The organism is Achromobacter sp. Root170 (assembly GCF_001428165.1).
GTDB lineage: Bacteria > Pseudomonadota > Gammaproteobacteria > Burkholderiales > Burkholderiaceae_B > Achromobacter > Achromobacter mucicolens.
The window spans coordinates 817,778-837,252 of record NZ_LMHN01000012.1 but is presented as its reverse complement, the minus strand read 5'-3'; the positions used below and the strand labels follow the sequence as shown (position 1 = coordinate 837,252).

Genomic DNA, 19,475 nt, shown 5'->3' with positions numbered 1-19,475 from the left:
CTTTGCGCAACAGCCACACAAATCGGCTTTCTGTACCGATGCAGAGGCTCGATTTTGTCGCTGTTATGGTGTACTTTGCCCTCATCTGTGCCTACCCACGGCCCAACGCAGGGGAGCAAGATCGGCGCATGGAACCCCAACCGCTGTACCTTCGCCTGGCCAACCACTACCGGCGCGCCATCCAGACCGGCGTGCTCGCCCCCGCGCAGCGCATGCCGTCCGTCCGCACGCTGGTGCGCACGCATCATGTCAGCCTGTCCACGGCCCTGCAGGCCTGCCGCCAGCTCGAGGACGATGGCCTGATCGAGGCCCGCCCCCGCTCCGGCTATTTTGTTCTCAAACCCCGGCGCAACAGCATTCCACCCGTGTCCGAGCCGGACATCCGCCAGACGCTCGGCGCGGCGCAGTATGTCGGCATCCACGATCGCGTCTCGGACTTCATCGCCAAGTGCGAGGCCCATCCTGTCAGCGCCAACTTCGCCCTGGCTGCGGCGGTGCCGCAGGCGTATCCCATGGAGGCGCTCAAGCAGGCAATGACGCGGGCGCTGCGGCAATCGCCCGAAGTGCTGGTCAGCCCGGTGCCGCCCCAAGGGCATCCCGACCTGCGCGGGGTGCTGGCCCGCCGGGCGCTGGCCAATGGCATCAACGCGACGCCGGACGACGTCATCGTCACGCATGGCTGCATCGAAGCCCTGAATCTGGCGCTGCGCGCCGTCGCCCGGCCCGGGGACACCATCGCGGTGGAGTCGCCCGCCTACTTTGGCTTGCTGCAGATCCTGGAAAGCCTGGGAATGCGCGCGCTCGAGATCCCCACTAGCCCGCAGCATGGGTTGTCGATCGAAGCCTTGGACCTGGCCTTCCAGACCCACGGCAACATCCGCGCCGTGGTTGTGGTGCCGAACTTCCAGAATCCGTTGGGCTGCGTGATGCCCGACGCGCACAAGGCGCGGCTGGTGGCCCTGTGCGAGCGCCAGCAGGTGCCGCTCATCGAGGACGACACCTACGGCGCCCTGACCGACGACGACACGCCGCTGGCGGCCGCCAAATCCTGGGATGCCACCGGCAACGTCATCTATTGCTCTTCGATGCACAAGACGCTGGCGCCGGGCATGCGGCTGGGCTGGCTGCTGGGCGGCCGCTGGAAGGCCCGGATCGCCATGCTCAAGTTTGCGCAAAGCCGCCCCAACGAACCGCTGGCCCAGATCGCTGTGGCGGAGTTCATGGGCTCGCGCGCCTACGACCGCCACCTGACCCGGCTGCGCCGCGAGTTAAAGACACAGCGCGACCTGACCGCCGAGGCCATCGCCGCGCACTTCCCGCGCGGCACGCGGCTGAGCGTGCCGCAAGGCGGCATGCTGCTCTGGGTGGAAATGCCCGCGGGCGTGTCCGGCATGGACGTCTTCGAGACCGGATTGCGGCAAGGCATACGCGTGGCGCCCGGCGCCATGTTTTCGAATGGCGCCCGCTACGACCACTTCCTGCGTATCAGTTGCGGGCAACGCATCACCCCGGAAGTCTCACATGCATTGGTGGCGCTCGCGCGCATCGTTGAAGAAAGGACAGGATGAACGCGGCACTGCATCAATTCATCGCGGACTACGGCCTGTGGGCCGTGCTGGGCGGAACCTTCCTGGAAGGCGAAAGCGTGGTGGTGTTTGCGGGCTTCCTGGCGCACCAGGGACTGTTCCACCTGCCCTACGTCACGCTCTGCGCGTTCGCTGGCTCGTTCATGGCGGATCAGGTGCTGTTCTTCGTGGGACGCCGCTACCGGGACCACCGCTACGTGCAGCGCATCCGCGCCAAGCCGGCGTTCCACAGGGCGCTGTCGGCCATCGACCGGTATCCCAACGGTTTCATCCTGGCGCTGCGCTTTCTGTATGGCTTGCGCACGGTCGGCCCCGTGGCGCTCGGCATATCCAAGGTGCCGGCCCTGCGCTACCTGGTGTTGAACGCCATCGCGGCCATGATCTGGGCGGTCTGCTTCAGTTTGCTGGGCTTCGTGTTCGGACGGACGATCGAGGCGCTGCTGGGCCGCCTGCACGGCGTGGAAACCAAGCTGGCGGTCGCGGCTGCGCTAGGCGTGCTGGTGTGGCTGGCCTACCGGCTTCATGCGCGCCGCCGCGGATAGCGGCCGGCGCTCAGAAGACCAGCTTGCCGCTGGCCCGCTGCACATGGCGGCGGCGCGCCTTGCGGTACAGGGCGCCGATGATCGGCAGCCGCGCAAGGCGGCGCAGGATCGGGTGGCGCTGGTCGAAGTCGTGCCACGCCTTGAAGCCGTGGCCCATGCGCTCCCAGCTTTCCCTCGCCTCGGGGGAAAGCTTGCCGGGGTCGAACGCCGCCAGCTTTGCCGCTTCCGAAACGCGCGCCGCGAGGGCGTGGCTCCGGCCTTCCAATGAATACTGATTCCGCATGGGGCCGCATATTACCCGGGCTTGGCCCGTCGTGGCGGCAGTCCGGCTGCGCACCGCGCATGCGCCAGGGAGCCGCTTTTGACCGCTCCGCGCAAGCCGTTGTAATTAAAGGAATTTGGGCATCTATGCCCGCACTATCCCAAGGCTTGTCCACAGAAGTTGTGGGTAACTGCCGCCGCGCACATCACTTCAAGGCAGTCACGACCATGTCGCGCACGCTTTCGAAACCCGCGACGTATTGCGGGTTCTCCGAGCGCGCAAGCAGGCTGGAATAGTTCTGTTCGAGCTGCGCCTCGATGGCCTCGCGCAGCCCCGGCGAGCTCTTCACCAATTGCAGCACCGAAAGCAGCGTGGCATTGAGCGCATCGATGCGGCCGCCCTGATGCGAGATGGTGTGCACGACGACGGCGATCTGTTCCTGGATATCCATGATGTAAAGCCTCCTGGCAATGAAATTTGGCGCAAATCCTAGCATGGCGCCCGCGCGCGTCGGGCCGGGGCCGCAAGTGCCGTACCCCCTGCCGCGGCTAGGCAAGCACGGGGGTCGGCGCTAGCATGAAGCGTAGCCGCAAGGGCACCGCGGCGCACGCCGCCGGCGCTGCCTTCAGACGCCCGGCACAACCGGAGCGCGCTCATGAAAACGATCCAGAATTACGTCCCGCCCAGCGCCCAGTCGCTGCAACGCCTGCAGGACAGGCTGGGCTACAGCGATGGCAAGATGGCCGAGCTGGCCGGGCTGGACGCATCGACGCCCTGGCCCAGTTATGTCGGCGGCGCCGAGCCGCGCACGCTGGGCCGGCAGCGGCTGTTCTACATGATGGCGCGCCTGACGCTGCAGGAGTCCGAATGGCAGCGCGTGCTGGCCGCCATGCGCGAGGCCGGCGCGCACTTCGATTGCCAGGATCCCCACGCTGGCGACGCGCCGCCGCCGCCCGAACCCATGGCGGACGAAGAGCGCAAGTTCGGCATGCTGCTGGTCAGCCGCAACGGCTCGTTCCACGAAATGGAGCAACTGCGTGAATTCGCGCATTTCGCCCATGAGGCGGATGTCAGCCGTTTCGTGCACAGCGCGTTCTATGACAGCGACATCGACCTGTGCCGCTTCAGCTTCGCGGACCACGACGGCCTGGACGACGCCAGCCGCGACCGCATCTTCGACGCAGCCCAGAAAACGATCACGCGCTTCGAGTTCGACGGTCGCATCTATCACGGCGGCATTCCGCCCGAGTCCGACGGCTAACCCCGCCGCATTGACGCAGGCAGGCCGGCGCCTGTACCGTCGCCACTTCGCCATCCGCCCGACGCCATCGCCCACCGCATGAACGAACGACTCGACGCCATCGACCGGCAACTGCTGAGCCTGCTGCAGGCCAATGCGCGCGAACCGGCCGCCATCCTCGCGCGCAAGCTTGGCCTGGCGCGAACCACCGTGGTGGCGCGTATCGCGCGGCTCGAGCGCGAGCGCATCGTCGCGGGCTATGGCGTGCGCCTGGGCCGGCTGCTGGAAGAGGCAGCGGTGCGGGCCTACTGCTTCATCAGCGTGCTGCCCAAGACGCCGGCGGCCGTGATCCGCGAGCTGGAAAAGATGCCCGAGGTCGAAGAGGTGTCTTCCGTCAGCGGCCCCTACGATTACCTGATCTTCCTGCGCTGCGAGACCCATGAGCAGCTGGACGCGCTGCTGGACCGCATCGGGCTCATCGACGGCGTCAAGCAGACCCAGACCTCGATCGTGCTCAGCCGCAAGGTCGACCGGCGCAGCGCGGTCGCCGCGCCCTGACCGGCGGCCTTTGCCCCGCCCGTCTTTCCGGCGGGCGCAACATGGTGGTGTAATGGGGGCCTGTCGCGAATCCTGGATTTTTCATGCTTGCTCGCCTTGCCCCTGCCGCCGCCCTCCTCGTCCTGTTGACCGCGTGTTCCAGCATGAGCGAGGTCAAGCCCCTCGAAAAAGACCAATACAGCGTCACCTACAGTTCCGGCACGCAACTGCTGAGCTGGGTCGAGATCAAGATCAAGACATTGGAGCGCGCGGACGAATACTGCCAGTCGCTTGGCCGCAAGCTGGTCAAACCCAGCGTGACGTCCAACCACGCCACCGGGCTGGGCTCCAAGCGCGCCACGGTCACCTTCGAATGCGCGCCGATCGATCCGCCCAAGCCCGCCGCCCAGTAGATGCCCACGGCGCCGTCCGGCTTCGGGTGTAGCATTTCCGCATTCCCCCTCTCTCTGCCTGCATCGTGAATACTCTTCTGCCCGTGGGCATCACCATGGGCGATGCCGCCGGCATCGGTCCCGAAATCGTCGTCAAGGCCTGCGCGCAGGGCTTGGGCGCGCCCTGTGTGGTGTATGGCGACGCGGGTGCGCTGCACCGGGCGGCCGCGCAGCTTGGCGCGCGCCTGGACATCGTCGAGATCGCCGGCATCGGCCAGGCTCGGCCCGATGCGGGCTGCATCCAGGTGGTGGCCTGCAGCCCCGCCCTGCCGGCGGACCTGCCGTTGGGACGGGTCAGCGCGCTGGCCGGCCGCGCGGCTTACGATTACGTCTGCGCCGCCATCGACGATGCGCTCGCCGGACGCATCCGCGCCATCGTCACCGCGCCGCTGAACAAGAAGTCCATGCACGAGGCCGGCATCGATTTTCCGGGCCACACCGAAATCCTGGCCGACCGCTCCGGCACGCAGAATTTCGCGATGATGCTGGCCAATGATGAGCTGCGCGTGCTGCTGGTGACGATCCACGTCGCGTTGGCCGATGTCATGGCGCGCATCACGCCGCAAGCCGAGCTGACTGCCATGCGCTTGGCGCACCACGCCTGCCGCCAGATGGGAATCGCGCAGCCGCGCGTCGCCGTCGCGGGACTGAATCCGCACGCAGGCGAAGGCGGCAAGTTCGGCCGCGAAGACGTGGACATCATCGAGCCGGCCATCGCTGCCGCCCGCGCCGAAGGCATCGATGCCAGCGGCCCCTGGCCGGGCGACACCATTTTCATGCGCGCCCGCCGCGGCGAATTCGACATCGTCGTGGCGCAATACCATGACCAGGGCCTCATCCCGGTCAAGTACCTGGGCCTGGATCATGGCGTGAACGTCACCGTCGGACTGCCCTTCGTGCGCACCAGCGTTGACCACGGCACCGCGTTCGACATCGCGGGCAAGGGTCTGGCCGACCATGCATCCCTGGTCGCGGCCTTTGACCTCGCGCTCGCGATGACGCCCTGAGCGCGTAAAAAGCCGCCGGTTGCCTCAGCGCGCGGACGATTCGCGCGGCCGCGCCACGGCCCGGCCGCGCGCCGGGTCTACAATACGCCCCGTTTCCGGCGCCCTGCGCCACCGCTTTCCGTTCTTCCCTCCCTTCCCATGTCCCGCCTCGTTCGACTCCTGCCTGACCGCTTCACCCTCTACCTGATCTGCACCGTCATCATCGCCAGTTTCCTGCCCGCGCACGGGCAAGGCGTCGTCGTGTTCGGCTGGATCACCAACGTGGCCGTGGGCCTGCTGTTCTTCCTGCACGGGGCGCGCCTTTCCCGTGAGGCCATCATCGCGGGCCTGACGCACTGGAAGCTGCACCTGACCATCTTCTCGGCGACGTTCCTGATGTTCCCGCTGCTGGGGTTGGCGCTGCAGCCGGCGCTCGAGCCGCTGGTCACGCCCGAGCTGTATCTGGGCATCCTGTTCCTGTGCTGCCTGCCGGCCACCGTGCAATCGGCCATCGCGTTCACGTCCATGGCGCGCGGCAACGTCCCGGCCGCCGTGTGCAGCGCGTCGGCGTCGAGCCTGCTTGGCATCTTTCTCACGCCCCTGCTGGTTGGCACGGTCGTGGCCAACGCCGGCAGCGCGCCGATCTCGTTCGATGCGGTCGGCAAGATCATGCTGCAACTGCTGCTGCCGTTCGTGCTGGGCCAGTTCGCGCGGCGCTGGATCGGCGCCTGGGTCCACAAGCGCAAGGCCATGCTCAAGTTCGTGGACCAGGGCTCGATCCTGCTGGTGGTCTACACGGCATTTTCCGAAGCCATCAACGAAGGCCTGTGGAGCAGCACCCCTATTCCCGCGCTGGTTGGCCTGGTCGTCTGCTGCTGCGTGATCCTGGCGCTGGCGCTGGGCCTGTCGGCCCTGGCCGGCCGGATTTTTGGATTCAGCATCGAAGACCGCATCACGCTGCTCTTCTGCGGCTCGAAAAAGAGCCTGGCCAGCGGCATTCCGATGGCTCAGGTGCTGTTCGCCGGGCACGCCGTGGGTGCGGTGGTGCTGCCGCTGATGCTGTTCCATCAGATCCAGCTGATGGTCTGCGGCGTGCTGGCGGCCCGCTACGGCAAGCGGCCGGATGCGCAGCACTGATCGCTGTCCAGAATGAAAAAACCGCGCTCAGCGCGGTTTTTTATTGGGCGGCGGCGGCCGCCGGGATCAGTACATGTCCCGCGGCTGCGCGCCGGAGAAGTTCAGGAAGCGCGTGCTGGAACCCTGGAACGTCAGCCGCACCGTGCCGATGGGACCGTTACGCTGCTTGCCGATGATGATCTCGGCCGTGCCCTTGTCCGGCGAATCCGGGTTGTAGACCTCGTCGCGATAGATGAACAGGATCACGTCCGCGTCCTGTTCGATAGCGCCCGATTCACGCAGGTCGCTCATCACGGGACGCTTGTTGGGGCGCTGCTCCAGGCTTCGGTTCAGCTGCGACAGCGCGATCAGCGGGCAGTTCAGTTCCTTGGCCAGACCCTTGAGCGAGCGGCTGATTTCCGACACTTCGGTGGCCCGGTTTTCGCCGGAGCCGTTGCCCGACATGAGCTGCAGGTAGTCGATGATGATGAGGCCGAGCTGGCCGCACTGGCGCGCCAGTCGGCGCGCGCGGGCGCGCACTTCCATCGGGCTGAGCGCGGGCGATTCGTCGATGTAGACCTGCGCGTCCTGCATGAGCTGCACGGCGTGGGTGACGCGCGGCCAGTCTTCGGCGATCAGCTTGCCGGTACGCATGCGGTGCTGGTCCAGCAGCCCCACGGAACCCAGCATACGCATGGCGAGCTGAACCGCGCCCATTTCCATGGAGAACACCGCCACGGGCAGGCCCTCTTCGATGGCGACGTGTTCGCCGATGTTCATGGAGAACGACGTCTTGCCCATCGAGGGGCGTCCCGCCACGATGATGAGGTCGCCGCCCTGCATGCCGGACGTCATCTTGTCCAGGTCGGTAAAGCCCGTGGGCACGCCCGTCACGTCGGACGTGCTCTCGCGGTGATAGAGCTCGTCGATGCGCTCGACCACCTGGGTCAAGAGCGGCTGGATCTCCTGGAAGCCCGCGGCGCCGCGCGCGCCTTCCTGGGCGATCTTGAACACCTTGGACTCGGCCTCGTCCAGCAGTTGGCGCGCTTCCTTGCCCTGCGGGTTCATGGCGGCCGACGAGATTTCGTCGGCGATGGACACCAGCTTGCGCAGCATGGCGCGCTCGCGCACGATCTCGCCGTACCGGCGGATGTTGGCGGCCGACGGCGTGTTGTGCGCCAACGCGTTCAGGTACGCCAGCCCGCCGGACTCTTCGGCCTTGCCCGCGCTGACGAGGGATTCGTGCACGGTGATGACATCGGCCGGGCGCGCCAGACCGATCAGGCGAGCGATGTGGTGCCAGATCAGCCGGTGGTCGTGCCGGTAGAAGTCTTCTTCAAGGAGCACGTCCGCGATGCGGTCCCATGCGGCGTTGTCCAGCAGCAGTCCGCCCAGGACCGACTGCTCGGCCTCGATGGAATGGGGGGGGACGCGCAGGTACTCGAGCTGGGAATCGGCGGGTGTGTTCATGGCTTCAATAGTAACGGCTGCAGGATATCGGCGACGCGGAAAAACCCTTGGATATCGCGCGAGGGAAAACGGGCGAGGACCGGGCGCAGGGGCATGGCGATGCCGCACAGCACGCGCGCCAGCCGCTTCAGGCGGACGCGCACCTCGGGATCCGGATTGCTCTCCAGGTAGACGTCCAGCGCCAGCTTGCCCAGCGACCTGGCGTCGTCGTCTTCGAGTTTACGCAAGGAGACCAGCGAGGCCAGCATCTGGAACAGGTCATACGCTTGCGCAAGCGGCCGGGACAGCGTCGCGCCGATGTTTTCCTCGAAGTCGATGCGCCAGATCTCGCCGTCGCGCAACGTCACGTTGCGGATCTGCGCCCCGCCATGCCACATGCCGCGCACATGGAAAGCGGCCAGGTCGGCCGCGGCGGCGCGCGTGAGCCACAGGCGCGAGGTGGAGTCTTCGTTGCGGATGAGATCGGCCAGGTCTTCGCCCACGAACTCCAGCACAAGCAGGTTCTGCTCGCGCCACCAGACTTCGGGGACACGGGCCCCGGCTTGCAGCAACTGCGCCAGACGCTGCCCTTCGTGGGCCAGGCCATTGCGCAGCAGCACGCTGGGGCGCGGAAACTCGCCCAGGAACACCTTGCAGCCCACGGCGAGGAACAAGGCGCGCACGTAGCGCAGGACATAGCTCACGCCCTGCAGGATGCCGGGCCGGCGCCGCTTGATGATGCAGCGCACGCCATCTATCGTCACATCGCGCACCGAAGGTTCACGCGACGCATCCACGCTGTCGAGCCAGGCTCGCAATCCGGGCGGGGCGTTGTGGTGGACAGGCGGATGAGTCAAGAGGTCCTCGGGAATGACAGCGTACAGCGAGGGTGTGGGGCCACGCACCCTTCAGCAGAAAATGGGCCCATTGCCGCGAAAAGAAAAAAAGCCGGCGCGCGGGCCGGCTTCTTTTTACCGCGACTGCCGGATCAGGACAGTTCGCCTTCGACCAGCACCGTGATGTCGACCACGACGTCGGCGTGCAGGGCGACCTGGACCGGGTACTCGCCGATGGCCTTGAGCTGACCATTGGGCAGACGGACCTGAGCCTTTTCGACGGCTTCGAACGAAGCCTTCTTCAGACCTTCGGCGATGTCGGCGTTGGTGACCGAACCGAACAGACGGCCGTCGACGCCGGCCTTCTGAACGATCTTGAGCTGGTAGCCGTTCATGCGCTCACCCAGCGCTTGGGAAGCGGCCAGCTTTTCAGCCTGGGCCTTTTCCAGTTCGGCGCGGCGGGCTTCGAATTCCTTCAGGGCGGCGTCGGTTGCGCGACGGGCCTTCTTCTGGGGAATCAGGAAGTTGCGGGCGTAGCCATCACGCACGCGCACGACTTCACCCAGGTTGCCCAGGTTGACGACTTTTTCGAGCAGAATAACTTGCATTTCAGTGCCCCGGATTAGTTGTGGTTGTCGGTGTAAGGCAACAGAGCCAGGAAGCGCGCGCGCTTGATGGCGGTGTCCAGCTGGCGCTGGTAGATTGCCTTGGTGCCGGTCAGGCGAGCCGGGATGATCTTGCCGTTTTCTTGCACGAAGTCGCGCAGGGTGTCCAGATCCTTGTAGTCGATCTCTTCGACGCCGGCTGCGGTGAAGCGGCAGAACTTACGACGCTTGAAGAGCGGGTTCTGCTGCGTGAATTTGCGTTTTTCTTTGCGTTTTCCGAAGAAAGCCATGATATGTGCCTTTATGTTTGAGGGGACTGGGTCATTGCCCACTTCCCCATAACCTATCCGTATTCAGAAGGCGCTCTCGCACCCTGGGTCTCATTCGCTTCAAGCCACCTGCGGATCGCGTCCGGCGCTTGCCTTGATCTTGCGTGCTTGCTGCAGATGCAGCTTGATCTTCACCGAGTCCTTGCGGGTGGGAGCCAAAAACCCCTGCACCAGCAATTCGGACCCTAACGCGGTGTCCTTCAACAGCAGCGCCAGATCTCCCAGTGCCACGGCGGCGATCGTCAGTTCGACACGGCGCGGGTGGCCGGCTTCGATGACCTCCGACTCGTGCGCCAGCAGCATTTCGAGTGCTGGCAGACCGGCGGGCGTGTGGCGCAAAGGCTCGCATTCGAGAACGCGTGCGCTGAGTTCCAGCTTGTTCATCCTGCCTGGTACCGAGGGGACTTGATGCGATGAGCTCTGCGTGAGCGTGCTTACTCGGCCTGAGCCGGGGCAGCTTCCGCCGAAGCCTTGCGGGCTTCTTCGCGCTCGACCGACTTCATCATGATCGACGGGGTGGTCTGGGCCTTCTTGGTCTTGATGACCAGGTGGCGCAGCACGGCGTCGTTGTAGCGGAACGAGTGTTCCAGCTCATCCAGCGTGGCTTGGCCGCACTCGATGTTCAGGCAGACGTAGTGAGCCTTGACGAGCTTCTGGATCGGGTAGGCCAGTTGACGGCGGCCCCAGTCTTCCAGGCGATGGATCGAGCCGCCTTGGCCCGTGACCAGTGCTTGGTAACGCTCGACCATGGCGGGCACTTGCTCGCTTTGGTCGGGGTGAACGATAAACACTACTTCGTAGTGACGCATGGGTAAAACTCCTTGAGGATGTCTTGCTGGCAGTTCGTCTTGCACCCGCGCTTTCCATCATGGGTGGATCAAGGATCATCGACGATCGCCGCAAGGGGCAGCCCGCTACCCAAAAACCATGGGCGGTCGAGCAAGAAAGCTCTCGATTATCACCGATTGAGCGATCCCGTGCAAGCCGATGAAAGCTCAGGAAATAAGGGACGCGTTACCGGCAGACGCCTGCCCGTCGGCGGCGGGCAGATCGGACTGGCCAATGGGCCGCGGCCGGTTCACGGCGCTGACCATGACGTAGCTGATGATCATCAGCAGGAACCAGGAGCCCAGCTTGGCGATGGACACCACCTGCCACACGTGCGACTGATTGGGATAGCGCCACGCATTGGCAAAGGTGCCGATGTTCTCGGCGAACCAGATGAACAGCGCCACCAGCACAAAGCCCAAGAGGAGCGGCATGCGCCGGTAGACCTGCCAGATGCGGAAATACACCCACGTGCGCGCGAACAGCATGGCCGTCATCGCGAACAGCGCCCACCGGAAGTCCCAGACATAATGGTGCGCGAAGAAATTCAGGTAGATCAGCACCGACAGCGCCACCGTCGCGGCCAGCGGCGGATGCGACCGAAAGCGAAAGTCGAAGAGGCGCCACACACGGGCAAGATAGCTGCCCACCGCGGCATACATGAAGCCTGTAATGAGCGGCACGCCGCCAATGCGCAGCACGCTCGCCTCGGGATAGATCCACGAGCCGGCGGCGGTCTTGAAGATTTCCATGCAGGTGCCGACCACATGGAACATAAGGATCACGCGGGCCTCGCTCCAGGTTTCCATGCGCAGCGCGAGCAACGCGGCCTGGATGCCCAGCGCCGCAAGCGTCAGGAAGTCGTAGCGCGCCAGGGCGGCATCCTTGGGATACCACCAGTGCGTGCCCAGCAGCAGCGCGCACATCAGGCCGCCAAAAAGACAGGCCCACGCCTGCTTCACGCCAAAGCGGAAGAACTCGTACAGCGCCACGCCAAGGCGGCCCCGGCTGGCCAGATTGCTGGCCAGCCGCGCTTCCCATTGCTGCAGGCCGGCAATGAGCGGCCAGTCGCTGGCCGCCGGGTGGCGCATCGGCGCTCAGCCTTCGACGACGGCGTATGCCGAGTGGTTGTGGATGGACTCGAAGTTCTCGGCCTCGACGCGATAGCGCGCGATGCCGGGATGGGCGTTCAGGCGGGCGGCCACGTCGCGCACCAGGTCTTCGACGAACTTGGGGTTGTCGTAGGCGCGCTCGGTGACGAACTTTTCGTCGGGGCGCTTGAGCAGACCCCACAGTTCGCAGGAGCCTTCGTCTTCGATCAGGCGGATCACGCCGTCCATCGAGATGTCTTCGTTCAGGATGGCCGAGACCGTGACGTGCGAACGCTGGTTGTGCGCACCGTACTCGGAGATGGCCTTGGAACACGGGCACAGGCTGGTGACGGGCACCTGCACCACGAGCTCGAATTCGACCCGGTCGGCCTGTGCGCGCGCGATCCACTGGACCTCGTAGTCGAGCAGGCTCTGCACGCCGGAGATCGGCGCGGACTTGTTGATGAAGTACGGGAACGAAGCCGTGATGTCGCCGCGCTCGGCATGCAAGAGCGGCAGCATGTCGGCCGCCATGGTGCGGAACAGCGCCGGCGTCATGGGCGTGCGGCGGTATTTTTCGAGCAGCGCCACGAAGCGGGACATGTGCGTGCCCTTTTCTTCGGGCGGCAGGGCCACGGTCAGCGTCCAGTTGGCGACCGTGCCTTGCGCCGAGCCGTCGCCGCTTTGGACCAGCATGGGGTGACGCACGCCGCGGATGCCGACGCGCTGGATCGGGATATGCCGCGTGTCCGTGGCGCTCTGGACGTCGGGCATCACGATGGCGGGGTCGATCGGAGAATTCATTTCGGCTTACCTGTCCGGGCCCGGTGCGCCGTGGAGCGACCCGCCCAGTTGTCTTGAAAGGGGCTAATTATCGCCCACCCGCAGGCGATCGGGAGCGGTAACCCTGTGGCCCGCATGCCCGAGGGGCCGGAACAGTGTGTTTCATCCTTGCGGCTTCATGCTTGCGCCCTCGGCCGCAAGCATGAAGCCGGCTCAGGCCAGCAGGCTGGCGTAACGCGTGCGGATCGACTGCTCGATGCCCGCGGCATCCAGGCCCAGGCCGGCCAGCAGGGCCGATTGTTCGCCGTGGTCGATGAATTCGTCCGGCAGGCCCAGTTGCAGCACCGGGATCAGCACGCCGGCCGCGCTCAGCACTTCCAGCACCGCACTGCCCGCGCCGCCCATGATGCACGCGTCTTCCACGGTGACGAGCGCGTCGTGGCGGCTCGCGAGATCCAGGATCAGGTCGCGGTCGATCGGCTTGACGAAGCGCATGTCGGCCACGGTGGCATCGAGCTTGCCGGCGGCGCCCAGCGCTGCCTGCACCAGCGTGCCAAAACCCAGGATGGCGATCTTCTTGCCTTCACGCCGCACGATGCCCTTGCCCAGTTCAACGGTATCCAGGGCTTCGGCTTCCGCCGCGCCGCAGCCCGCGCCGCGCGGATAGCGCACCGACGCCGGACCCGGGTACTGATAACAGGTGGACAGGAGCAGACGGGTTTCGTTTTCGTCGGAGGGCGTGGCCACCACCATGTTGGGCACGCAGCGCAGGAACGCGATGTCGTAGTTGCCCGCGTGCGTGGCGCCGTCCGCGCCCACGATGCCGGCGCGGTCCAGGGCGAAGGTCACGTCCAGGTTTTGCAGGGCGACGTCATGGATGAACTGGTCGTAGCCGCGCTGCATGAAGGTGGAGTAGATGGCGACGACGGGCTTCTGGCCCTCGCACGCCACGCCAGCCGCGAACGTGACGGCATGCTGTTCGGCGATGCCCACGTCGAAATACCGCTGCGGAAAGCGTTGTTCGAATTCGACCAGGCCACTGCCTTCGCGCATGGCCGGGGTGACGGCCACCAGACGCGCGTCCTCTTGGGCCGTGTCGCACAGCCACTTGCCGAACACCTGCGTGAAGGTGCGCTTGCCCGGCGCCTTGGACTGCAGGATGCCGACGGCCGGATCGAACTTGCCGGGACCGTGATACAGCACCGGGTCGGCTTCGGCCAGTTTGTAGCCCTGGCCCTTGCGCGTGACGACGTGCAGGAACTGCAGGCCCTCCAGGGCTTTCAGGTTCTGCAGCGTGGGGACCAGCGCGTCCAGGTCGTGGCCGTCGATGGGGCCGACGTAGTTGAAGCCGAATTCCTCGAACAGCGTGGCGGGCGTGACCATGCCCTTGGCGTGTTCCTCGAAGCGGCGCGCCAGCTCGAGCACCGGGGGCACATGCTGCAGCACCGCCCGGCCCACATTCTTGGCCGTGGCGTAAAAGCGTCCGGACATCAGGCGCGCCAGATACCGGTTCAGCGCCCCCACCGGCGGCGAGATCGACATGTCGTTGTCGTTCAGGATCACCAGCAGGTTGATGCCGGGCGTGACGCCCGCGTTGTTCATGGCCTCGAACGCCATGCCGGCCGACATGGCGCCGTCGCCGATCACCGCGATGTGCTGGCGCTGCACGCCCGCATTGCGCGAGGCGACCGCCATGCCCAGTGCCGCCGAGATCGACGTGGACGAGTGCGCGGTGCCGAAGGCGTCGTATTCGGATTCGCTGCGCTTGGGGAAACCGGAGATGCCGCCCTGCTGGCGCAGCTTGGCCATGCCGGCCCGGCGCCCCGTCAGGATCTTGTGCGGATAGGACTGATGGCCGACGTCCCAGACGATGCGGTCATGCGGCGTGTCGAACACCTGATGCAGCGCCAGCGTGAGTTCGACGGTGCCCAGGTTGGACGACAGGTGACCGCCCGTTTTGGATACCGACTCCAGCACGAAGCCACGCAGTTCGTCGGCGAGCTTTTTCAGTTCGCGACGATCCAGGCGCTTGAGGTCAGCCGGCGATTGAATGCGGTCCAGTAAATCTGTCGTCATGCTTTTATGGGGTTCGTTGGCCCGGCCTACCAGGAAGGCCGGGCTGATCTCGGATCAGCGGTCTCGAAGAACGATGAAGTCGGCAAGCTGGGCCAGGCGCCCGCCGGCGTCGCCCAGCGGCGCCAGGGCGGCCAGCGCCGTCACACGCAGTTCCTCGGCGAAGGCCCGCGCTGCGTCAAGGCCCAGCAGGGAAACATAGGTGGGCTTGTTTTCGGCGGCGTCCTTGCCGGGCGTCTTGCCCAGGCTGGCGCTGTCCGCGGTGACGTCCAGAATGTCGTCGACCACCTGAAACGCCAGGCCCATGGCCTGCGCGTAGGCATCCAGCGCCTGGCGCGAGGCCGAGCTGGCGCCCGCCACGATGCCGCCCAACGCCACGCTGCACGCCAGCATCGCGCCGGTCTTCATGCCGTGCATCGTCTGGAGTTCGTCGCGCGACAGCGCGCGGCCGACGCTGAACAGATCGATGGCCTGTCCGCCCGCCATGCCACGGCTGCCGGCGGCGCGCGCCAGCGACTGGGTGGCCTGGACGATCAGCGCCGGGGCGATCGGCATGGAGGCGACCAGCTCGAACGCCAGCGGCTGCAACGCGTCGCCCGCCAGCATGGCGGTGGCTTCGTCGAACTGCACGTGCGTGGTGGGCCGGCCGCGGCGAAGCGTGTCGTCGTCCATGCAGGGCAGATCGTCATGGATCAGCGAGTAGGCGTGGATCAGTTCGACGGCGGCCGCCGCGCGGTCCAGAGAGGCCTCGATGGCCAGCACGCTGCCACTGACGGGACAAGCCTGACCGGCGGCATAGACCAAGGCGGCCCGAACGCGCTTGCCGCCGCCAAGCACGGCGTAGCGCATGGCTTCGTGCAAACGGGCAGGCGCCAGGTCCGCCGGCGGCAGCAGGTCGTCGAGCACGTCTTCGACATGCAGCGCACGGCCTTGCAACCACTCGGGAAAAGCGAGTTGAATTTGCTTCATCGGCTTCTTATTCGTCGTCCAGCGCCGCGGGATCCAGCGGCCGGAGCAGGCCGCCCTCGAGGACCTTGACCTGCTGCTCAGCCTGGGCCAGTCGTTCCTGGCAAACCCGTGTGAGCGCCACACCGCGCCGGTAGGCAGCCAGCGACTGCTCGAGCGGCAACGATCCGTCTTCCATGGCCGCGACCAGCGATTCCAGTTCGGCCAGCGCCGTTTCGAAATCCTGGGGCAAGGGACGATCGTCGTTCTGCGGATCAGCTTGAGTGGGTTTGGCCAAACGGGCCTCCGGGGCACTAGGGGGTGGATTAATCCGTGAATTGTACGAGATAGCCAAGCGCTGCCCGCAAGCGCCCCGCGCGCTAGGCCGGCGCCCCCGCCAGGCCTGCCACGGCAGCCTGGAGCGCCGGGGCCACGCGGTCGCGAAGGAGCGAGGCCTCGAGCAGGCTGGCCGGTCCGCCGCAGCTCATGACGAAGACGCCCTCGCCCGTGATCGACGTGAACGGCACGGCGACGGCGTTGATGCCGGACTGCCATTCGCCGATTGCGAAGCAGCAGCCGGTTTGCGCGAGTTCGGCGCGCGCCCGCGCAATGGTCTCGGCGGCTGGGGCGCCTTGGTCCAGACGCGCGAGGACGGCGTCGCACTCGTCTGCGGGCAGGCTGGCGAGATAGGCGCGCCCCATGGCGCTGTCCAACGTGGCGCGGTAACCCACGGGCAAGCGCAAGTACAGCGCCGACGAGCCGTGGATGGCTTCGACGTAGGTCATGGCATCGCCGTCGAAGGCGCCCAGGGCCACGGCGCCACCGGTCTCGCGCGCCAGGTCGGTCATCGAGGCCTTGGCAAGCTCACGCACCTCTAGCCCCGCAAGCAGGCCGAATCCCAGCGCCAGCACGCCATAGCCGGGCGAGTACTTGCCGGTGTCGGAGTGGTAGCGCAGGTAACCCAGCTCAGTGAGCGTGTAGGTGATGCGGCTGATGGTGGGCTTGGGCAAGCCGGTCAGGCGAGCCAGGTCCAGGTTGCCCAGCGCGGCCACGCCGTGCCGGAAGCACCGCAGCACGTCCAGGCCCCGCGCCAGCGCGGTGATGAAGTCGGGCGAATGGGCGCCCTCTCCCGAGCCGGCGGCGCGCTTGCGGCGCGCGGGCAGGCTCAGTTCAAGCTTCTGGTCCGGCTTGGACGGCGGGAGGGCGGCGCGCTTGCCGCCAGAAAATGATTGCATTTCTATACGCTTCGTTTTTATAGTTTATTTCGAATGACAAAATTAAATTCCATATAACGGAATTTATAGCATCCCAGGAGACCTGGCAAGCGGCCCGATGTTCGCACCCGGCGTGCGTATCAAGTCAGCCAAGCCAGGCCCGTCGATCCACTCTGACCACGCGATTTCAAGGGGAAAACATGATTCGCAACAGCTTCAAACTGCTCGCCACCCTGATGCTCAGCGCTGCCGCGCTGGGCGCGCAGGCCGACACGTATCCGGCGCGGCCCATCAAGGTGATTTCGCCCTTCCCGGCCGGCGGCGCCACAGACGTGCTGACGCGCGTGCTGGCCGAGCGGATGGCCAAGAACCTGGGCCAGTCGATGATCGTGGAGAACAAGGCCGGCGCGGGCACGTCCATCGGCGCCGCCTACGTCTCGCGCGAAGCGCCGGACGGCTACACCATCCTGATGGCCACGAACTCCACGCTGGTGACCAACCGCTATCTGTATAAGGAACTGCCCTACGACCCCGACAGCTTCGCCAAGATCGGCATGGTCGGCGTCGGCCCGCTGGTCCTGCTGTCCACGCCGAAGCGCCCGTTCAACAACACCCAGGACGTGGTGGCCTACGCCAAGCAGAATCCGGGCAAGCTGACGTTTGCCACGTTCGGTCCGGGCACCTCGTCGCACCTGGCCGGTGAACTGTTCAAGGAACGCGCCGGCATCGACATCCTGCACGTGCCGTTCAAGGGCGCCACGCAGGCCCTGCCCGCCCTGATCAGCGGCGACGTGGACCTGTTCTTCGACATGGTGGCCACCGGCATGCCGCAGGCCGACGCCGGCAAGGTCAAGGTCTTCGCGATCACCAGCCCCAAACGCCTGGCGACGCAGCCCAACCTGGGCACGCTGGCTGAACAGGGTTACCCGTCGTTCGACATGACCGCCTGGTTCAGCTTCGTTGCGCCCAAGGGCACGCCCGCGCCCGTGGTCGAACGCCTGCAGGCCGCACTGACCGAAACGCTGCAGGACGAAGCCGTGAAAAAGCGCTTGCTGGACATGGGCATCGACCCGCGTTCGGGCACCGCCGCCGAACTGGACAAGCAGATCAAGACCGAGCAGCCCATCGTGTCGCAGCTCATCAAGCAGGCCAACATCGTCCTGCAGTAAGCCTCTACCCGCCGGTTTCGTGACAAAACGTTCGCGGACCGCCGGCCCGCGATCGGCCTGCCCGTGGCTCAGCTGCGGGCAGGCCCCTTCCCCCCGACAGCGCCCTCCCGGCCCTGTCGGTTTTTTACGCGCGGCTTAACCCCTGGATACAGAAGTCGGCGTGGCGCCGCTGATAAGGTAAGGCGAGAAGAAGCCGAACCATCCGGGAGCCCGATGCCTCACTCCGAAGACCGATACGCCCGCCTTGACTCAGCCCGATGGCTGGCTGCGCTGGCCGTCGTTCTGCTGCACAGCGCCGCACTCATCGTCAGCGATCCCGCCGCGCATGGCCGCGGCGCATGGCTGGCCGCCAACCTGTATGACTCGGCCGCGCGCTGGTGCGTGCCCGTCTTCGTGATGGTGAGCGGCGCCCTGCTGCTCGATCCCGACAAGCCGCACGATGCGCGGCGCTTCTACAGCAAACGCATGGCGCGGATCTGCGCGCCGCTGCTGTTCTGGACGCTCTTCTACCTGGCGTGGCGCACCGGCCTGGATTGGTGGGACGACGGACGCGTGGACTTTTCGTTCTGGCCGCGCAAGGTCGCGCAGGGCGAGCCCTACTACCACCTTTGGTACCTGTACATGATCGTCGGCCTGTACCTGTTCGCGCCGCTGGTGCGGGTGCTGTATGCGCGCAGCACGCCGAAGGCGCGGGCATTGTGGGTCGTGGGCATCCTGGGGGTGGCGATCCTTGACGCCCTTTATCGCCGCGCGCTGGGCGCGCCGCATGGTTTTTTCCTGACGTGGTTCCTGCCCTATCTGGGCTACTTCGTCGCCGGCCGCCTGATCTTTGACGGCGAGATGCGCGTGCCGCGCCCGGGCCTGATGCTTGCCGCCACCGTGGCCGCGACGGCGATGGGCGTGACGATCATGTCCAACGGCCACGTGCTGGACACCTACTTCTACGACTACTTCAGCCTGACGGTCCCGTTCATGTCGCTGGCCGCGTTCCAATGGATCGTGTCCTCGCCGCGGCTGCCCAGGCTTGCCGCGCTGGCCCCGCTGACCTTTGGCGTCTATCTCATCCATCCGGTCTTCCTGGATGTCGCGCGCCGCGCGGGCGCCTTTTCCGGCGGAGACCGCGATGTGTGGGCGGTGCCCTTGCTGACGATGATGGTGTTTGCGTTGTCAGCCGCCAGCAGCTGGCTGCTGCGCCGTCATCCGGCCACGCGGCGCCTCGTCTGAAAGACCTACGGATTAAAGGGTTAATCGCGCTTTGCGCCGGGTCAACACCACCCGCGGATTGCCTCGATAAGCCGGGGGGATTGCCCCGGGCGTCGCACAGGCCCTTGGGGTACAATTCACGGCTTACTTGATCGGCCAGACACCGATTTTTCTTCGCGCCAGAACGGATTCAACCAGGCTCGAATTCACGAACAAGACCCGCCGGAAC

At 66.0% G+C, this 19,475-nt stretch carries 23 protein-coding genes; 9 read left to right on the top strand and 14 right to left on the bottom strand.

Features of this window, described 5'->3' with window-relative positions:
• Positions 1-128: 128 nt before the first annotated feature.
• Together ASD87_RS14030 and ASD87_RS14025 are read left to right on the top strand one after the other, a co-directional pair.
• The gene (locus tag ASD87_RS14030; RefSeq protein WP_056322498.1) at positions 129-1,568 is read left to right on the top strand and encodes a PLP-dependent aminotransferase family protein; all 1,440 of its coding nucleotides are present in this window, start codon (positions 129-131) and stop codon (positions 1,566-1,568) included.
• Entirely contained in the window at positions 1,565-2,128 is a 564-nt protein-coding gene (locus tag ASD87_RS14025) for a DedA family protein (RefSeq protein ID WP_056322495.1), read from the top strand. The genes ASD87_RS14030 and ASD87_RS14025 overlap by 4 nt, the downstream gene beginning before the upstream one ends.
• Positions 2,129-2,138: 10 nt before the next feature.
• On the opposite strand, the gene ASD87_RS14020 is transcribed toward ASD87_RS14025, so the two are convergent.
• Together ASD87_RS14020 and ASD87_RS14015 are read right to left on the bottom strand one after the other, a co-directional pair.
• Positions 2,139-2,411 carry a hypothetical protein gene (locus ASD87_RS14020; protein WP_056322493.1) on the bottom strand — a complete coding sequence of 91 codons (273 nt, stop codon included), beginning with the start codon at positions 2,409-2,411 and terminating at the stop codon, positions 2,139-2,141.
• Positions 2,412-2,595: 184 nt separating this feature from the next.
• Positions 2,596-2,841, bottom strand: a complete 246-nt coding sequence (locus ASD87_RS14015; protein ID WP_056322490.1) for a hypothetical protein — start codon at positions 2,839-2,841, stop codon at positions 2,596-2,598.
• A gap of 204 nt (positions 2,842-3,045) precedes the next feature.
• On the opposite strand from ASD87_RS14015, the gene ASD87_RS14010 reads away from it, so the two are divergent.
• The 5 genes from ASD87_RS14010 to ASD87_RS13990 all read left to right on the top strand — a co-directional run bounded on the left by ASD87_RS14010 (position 3,046) and on the right by ASD87_RS13990 (position 6,742).
• Positions 3,046-3,651 carry a hypothetical protein gene (locus ASD87_RS14010; RefSeq protein ID WP_056322487.1) on the top strand — a complete coding sequence of 202 codons (606 nt, stop codon included), beginning with the start codon at positions 3,046-3,048 and terminating at the stop codon, positions 3,649-3,651.
• Positions 3,652-3,729: 78 nt separating this feature from the next.
• Positions 3,730-4,188: an Lrp/AsnC family transcriptional regulator gene (locus ASD87_RS14005; protein WP_056322485.1), complete on the top strand. Its 459-nt coding sequence runs from the start codon at positions 3,730-3,732 to the stop codon at positions 4,186-4,188.
• A gap of 83 nt (positions 4,189-4,271) precedes the next feature.
• Positions 4,272-4,580, top strand: a complete 309-nt coding sequence (locus ASD87_RS14000) for a hypothetical protein (protein WP_056322482.1) — start codon at positions 4,272-4,274, stop codon at positions 4,578-4,580.
• Positions 4,581-4,645: 65 nt separating this feature from the next.
• Positions 4,646-5,626: a 4-hydroxythreonine-4-phosphate dehydrogenase PdxA gene (gene pdxA / locus ASD87_RS13995; protein ID WP_082586275.1), complete on the top strand. Its 981-nt coding sequence runs from the start codon at positions 4,646-4,648 to the stop codon at positions 5,624-5,626.
• A 138-nt stretch (positions 5,627-5,764) separates the two neighbouring features.
• A complete protein-coding gene (locus tag ASD87_RS13990) occupies positions 5,765-6,742 on the top strand; it encodes a bile acid:sodium symporter family protein (RefSeq protein WP_056322479.1) in 978 nt (325 codons plus the stop codon).
• Between the two features lie 66 nt (positions 6,743-6,808).
• Here the strand turns inward: ASD87_RS13990 and ASD87_RS13985 are convergent, their stop codons facing one another.
• From ASD87_RS13985 to ASD87_RS13930, 12 genes are all read right to left on the bottom strand, one after another.
• Positions 6,809-8,191 carry a replicative DNA helicase gene (locus ASD87_RS13985; protein WP_056322477.1) on the bottom strand — a complete coding sequence of 461 codons (1,383 nt, stop codon included), beginning with the start codon at positions 8,189-8,191 and terminating at the stop codon, positions 6,809-6,811.
• Positions 8,188-9,027 (bottom strand): RIO1 family regulatory kinase/ATPase, encoded by an 840-nt coding sequence (locus ASD87_RS13980; RefSeq protein ID WP_056322474.1) that lies wholly within the window; start codon positions 9,025-9,027, stop codon positions 8,188-8,190. Before ASD87_RS13980 ends, ASD87_RS13985 begins: the two co-directional genes overlap by 4 nt.
• 131 nt (positions 9,028-9,158) lie before the next feature.
• Complete coding sequence (gene rplI, locus ASD87_RS13975) at positions 9,159-9,614, bottom strand: 50S ribosomal protein L9 (RefSeq protein ID WP_056322471.1); 456 nt, start codon at positions 9,612-9,614, stop codon at positions 9,159-9,161.
• Positions 9,615-9,628: 14 nt separating this feature from the next.
• Positions 9,629-9,901, bottom strand: coding sequence for a 30S ribosomal protein S18 (gene rpsR, locus ASD87_RS13970; protein WP_006218308.1), 273 nt, complete (start codon positions 9,899-9,901; stop codon positions 9,629-9,631).
• Between the two features lie 99 nt (positions 9,902-10,000).
• Complete coding sequence (priB, locus tag ASD87_RS13965) at positions 10,001-10,324, bottom strand: primosomal replication protein N (RefSeq protein ID WP_056322469.1); 324 nt, start codon at positions 10,322-10,324, stop codon at positions 10,001-10,003.
• Between the two features lie 50 nt (positions 10,325-10,374).
• Complete coding sequence (gene rpsF / locus ASD87_RS13960; RefSeq protein ID WP_056322467.1) at positions 10,375-10,749, bottom strand: 30S ribosomal protein S6; 375 nt, start codon at positions 10,747-10,749, stop codon at positions 10,375-10,377.
• A 186-nt stretch (positions 10,750-10,935) separates the two neighbouring features.
• On the bottom strand, positions 10,936-11,859 hold the full coding sequence (locus tag ASD87_RS13955; protein ID WP_056322463.1) for a DUF817 domain-containing protein: 924 nt from the start codon (positions 11,857-11,859) through the stop codon (positions 10,936-10,938).
• Between the two features lie 6 nt (positions 11,860-11,865).
• Entirely contained in the window at positions 11,866-12,663 is a 798-nt protein-coding gene (gene folE2, locus ASD87_RS13950; RefSeq protein ID WP_056322459.1) for a GTP cyclohydrolase FolE2, read from the bottom strand.
• A gap of 192 nt (positions 12,664-12,855) precedes the next feature.
• Positions 12,856-14,718: a 1-deoxy-D-xylulose-5-phosphate synthase gene (gene dxs, locus ASD87_RS13945; RefSeq protein WP_056322456.1), complete on the bottom strand. Its 1,863-nt coding sequence runs from the start codon at positions 14,716-14,718 to the stop codon at positions 12,856-12,858.
• Between the two features lie 54 nt (positions 14,719-14,772).
• Positions 14,773-15,684, bottom strand: a complete 912-nt coding sequence (locus ASD87_RS13940; RefSeq protein WP_056322454.1) for a polyprenyl synthetase family protein — start codon at positions 15,682-15,684, stop codon at positions 14,773-14,775.
• Between the two features lie 7 nt (positions 15,685-15,691).
• On the bottom strand, positions 15,692-15,958 hold the full coding sequence (locus ASD87_RS13935; protein WP_056322452.1) for an exodeoxyribonuclease VII small subunit: 267 nt from the start codon (positions 15,956-15,958) through the stop codon (positions 15,692-15,694).
• A gap of 82 nt (positions 15,959-16,040) precedes the next feature.
• Positions 16,041-16,895 carry an IclR family transcriptional regulator gene (locus ASD87_RS13930; protein WP_056322449.1) on the bottom strand — a complete coding sequence of 285 codons (855 nt, stop codon included), beginning with the start codon at positions 16,893-16,895 and terminating at the stop codon, positions 16,041-16,043.
• A gap of 179 nt (positions 16,896-17,074) precedes the next feature.
• Between ASD87_RS13930 and ASD87_RS13925 the strand changes: the two genes are divergently transcribed.
• Complete coding sequence (locus ASD87_RS13925; RefSeq protein ID WP_056322447.1) at positions 17,075-18,043, top strand: tripartite tricarboxylate transporter substrate binding protein; 969 nt, start codon at positions 17,075-17,077, stop codon at positions 18,041-18,043.
• Positions 18,044-18,256: 213 nt separating this feature from the next.
• On the top strand, positions 18,257-19,267 hold the full coding sequence (locus ASD87_RS13920; protein WP_056322444.1) for an acyltransferase: 1,011 nt from the start codon (positions 18,257-18,259) through the stop codon (positions 19,265-19,267).
• Positions 19,268-19,475 lie beyond the last annotated feature (208 nt).

Bases quoted from the DNA above. Each gene is read 5' to 3' on its own strand.
- ASD87_RS14030 (WP_056322498.1), top strand. From the start codon at position 129: ATGGAACCCCAACCGCTGTACCTTCGCCTGGCCAACCACTACCGGCGC.
- ASD87_RS14025 (WP_056322495.1), top strand. From the start codon at position 1,565: ATGAACGCGGCACTGCATCAATTCATCGCGGACTACGGCCTGTGGGCC.
- ASD87_RS14020 (WP_056322493.1), bottom strand. From the start codon at position 2,411: ATGCGGAATCAGTATTCATTGGAAGGCCGGAGCCACGCCCTCGCGGCG.
- ASD87_RS14015 (WP_056322490.1), bottom strand. From the start codon at position 2,841: ATGGATATCCAGGAACAGATCGCCGTCGTCGTGCACACCATCTCGCAT.
- ASD87_RS14010 (WP_056322487.1), top strand. From the start codon at position 3,046: ATGAAAACGATCCAGAATTACGTCCCGCCCAGCGCCCAGTCGCTGCAA.
- ASD87_RS14005 (WP_056322485.1), top strand. From the start codon at position 3,730: ATGAACGAACGACTCGACGCCATCGACCGGCAACTGCTGAGCCTGCTG.
- ASD87_RS14000 (WP_056322482.1), top strand. From the start codon at position 4,272: ATGCTTGCTCGCCTTGCCCCTGCCGCCGCCCTCCTCGTCCTGTTGACC.
- ASD87_RS13990 (WP_056322479.1), top strand. From the start codon at position 5,765: ATGTCCCGCCTCGTTCGACTCCTGCCTGACCGCTTCACCCTCTACCTG.
- ASD87_RS13985 (WP_056322477.1), bottom strand. From the start codon at position 8,191: ATGAACACACCCGCCGATTCCCAGCTCGAGTACCTGCGCGTCCCCCCC.
- rplI (WP_056322471.1), bottom strand. From the start codon at position 9,614: ATGCAAGTTATTCTGCTCGAAAAAGTCGTCAACCTGGGCAACCTGGGT.
- rpsR (WP_006218308.1), bottom strand. From the start codon at position 9,901: ATGGCTTTCTTCGGAAAACGCAAAGAAAAACGCAAATTCACGCAGCAG.
- priB (WP_056322469.1), bottom strand. From the start codon at position 10,324: ATGAACAAGCTGGAACTCAGCGCACGCGTTCTCGAATGCGAGCCTTTG.
- rpsF (WP_056322467.1), bottom strand. From the start codon at position 10,749: ATGCGTCACTACGAAGTAGTGTTTATCGTTCACCCCGACCAAAGCGAG.
- ASD87_RS13955 (WP_056322463.1), bottom strand. From the start codon at position 11,859: ATGCGCCACCCGGCGGCCAGCGACTGGCCGCTCATTGCCGGCCTGCAG.
- folE2 (WP_056322459.1), bottom strand. From the start codon at position 12,663: ATGAATTCTCCGATCGACCCCGCCATCGTGATGCCCGACGTCCAGAGC.
- dxs (WP_056322456.1), bottom strand. From the start codon at position 14,718: ATGACGACAGATTTACTGGACCGCATTCAATCGCCGGCTGACCTCAAG.
- ASD87_RS13940 (WP_056322454.1), bottom strand. From the start codon at position 15,684: ATGAAGCAAATTCAACTCGCTTTTCCCGAGTGGTTGCAAGGCCGTGCG.
- ASD87_RS13930 (WP_056322449.1), bottom strand. From the start codon at position 16,895: ATGCAATCATTTTCTGGCGGCAAGCGCGCCGCCCTCCCGCCGTCCAAG.
- ASD87_RS13925 (WP_056322447.1), top strand. From the start codon at position 17,075: ATGATTCGCAACAGCTTCAAACTGCTCGCCACCCTGATGCTCAGCGCT.
- ASD87_RS13920 (WP_056322444.1), top strand. From the start codon at position 18,257: ATGCCTCACTCCGAAGACCGATACGCCCGCCTTGACTCAGCCCGATGG.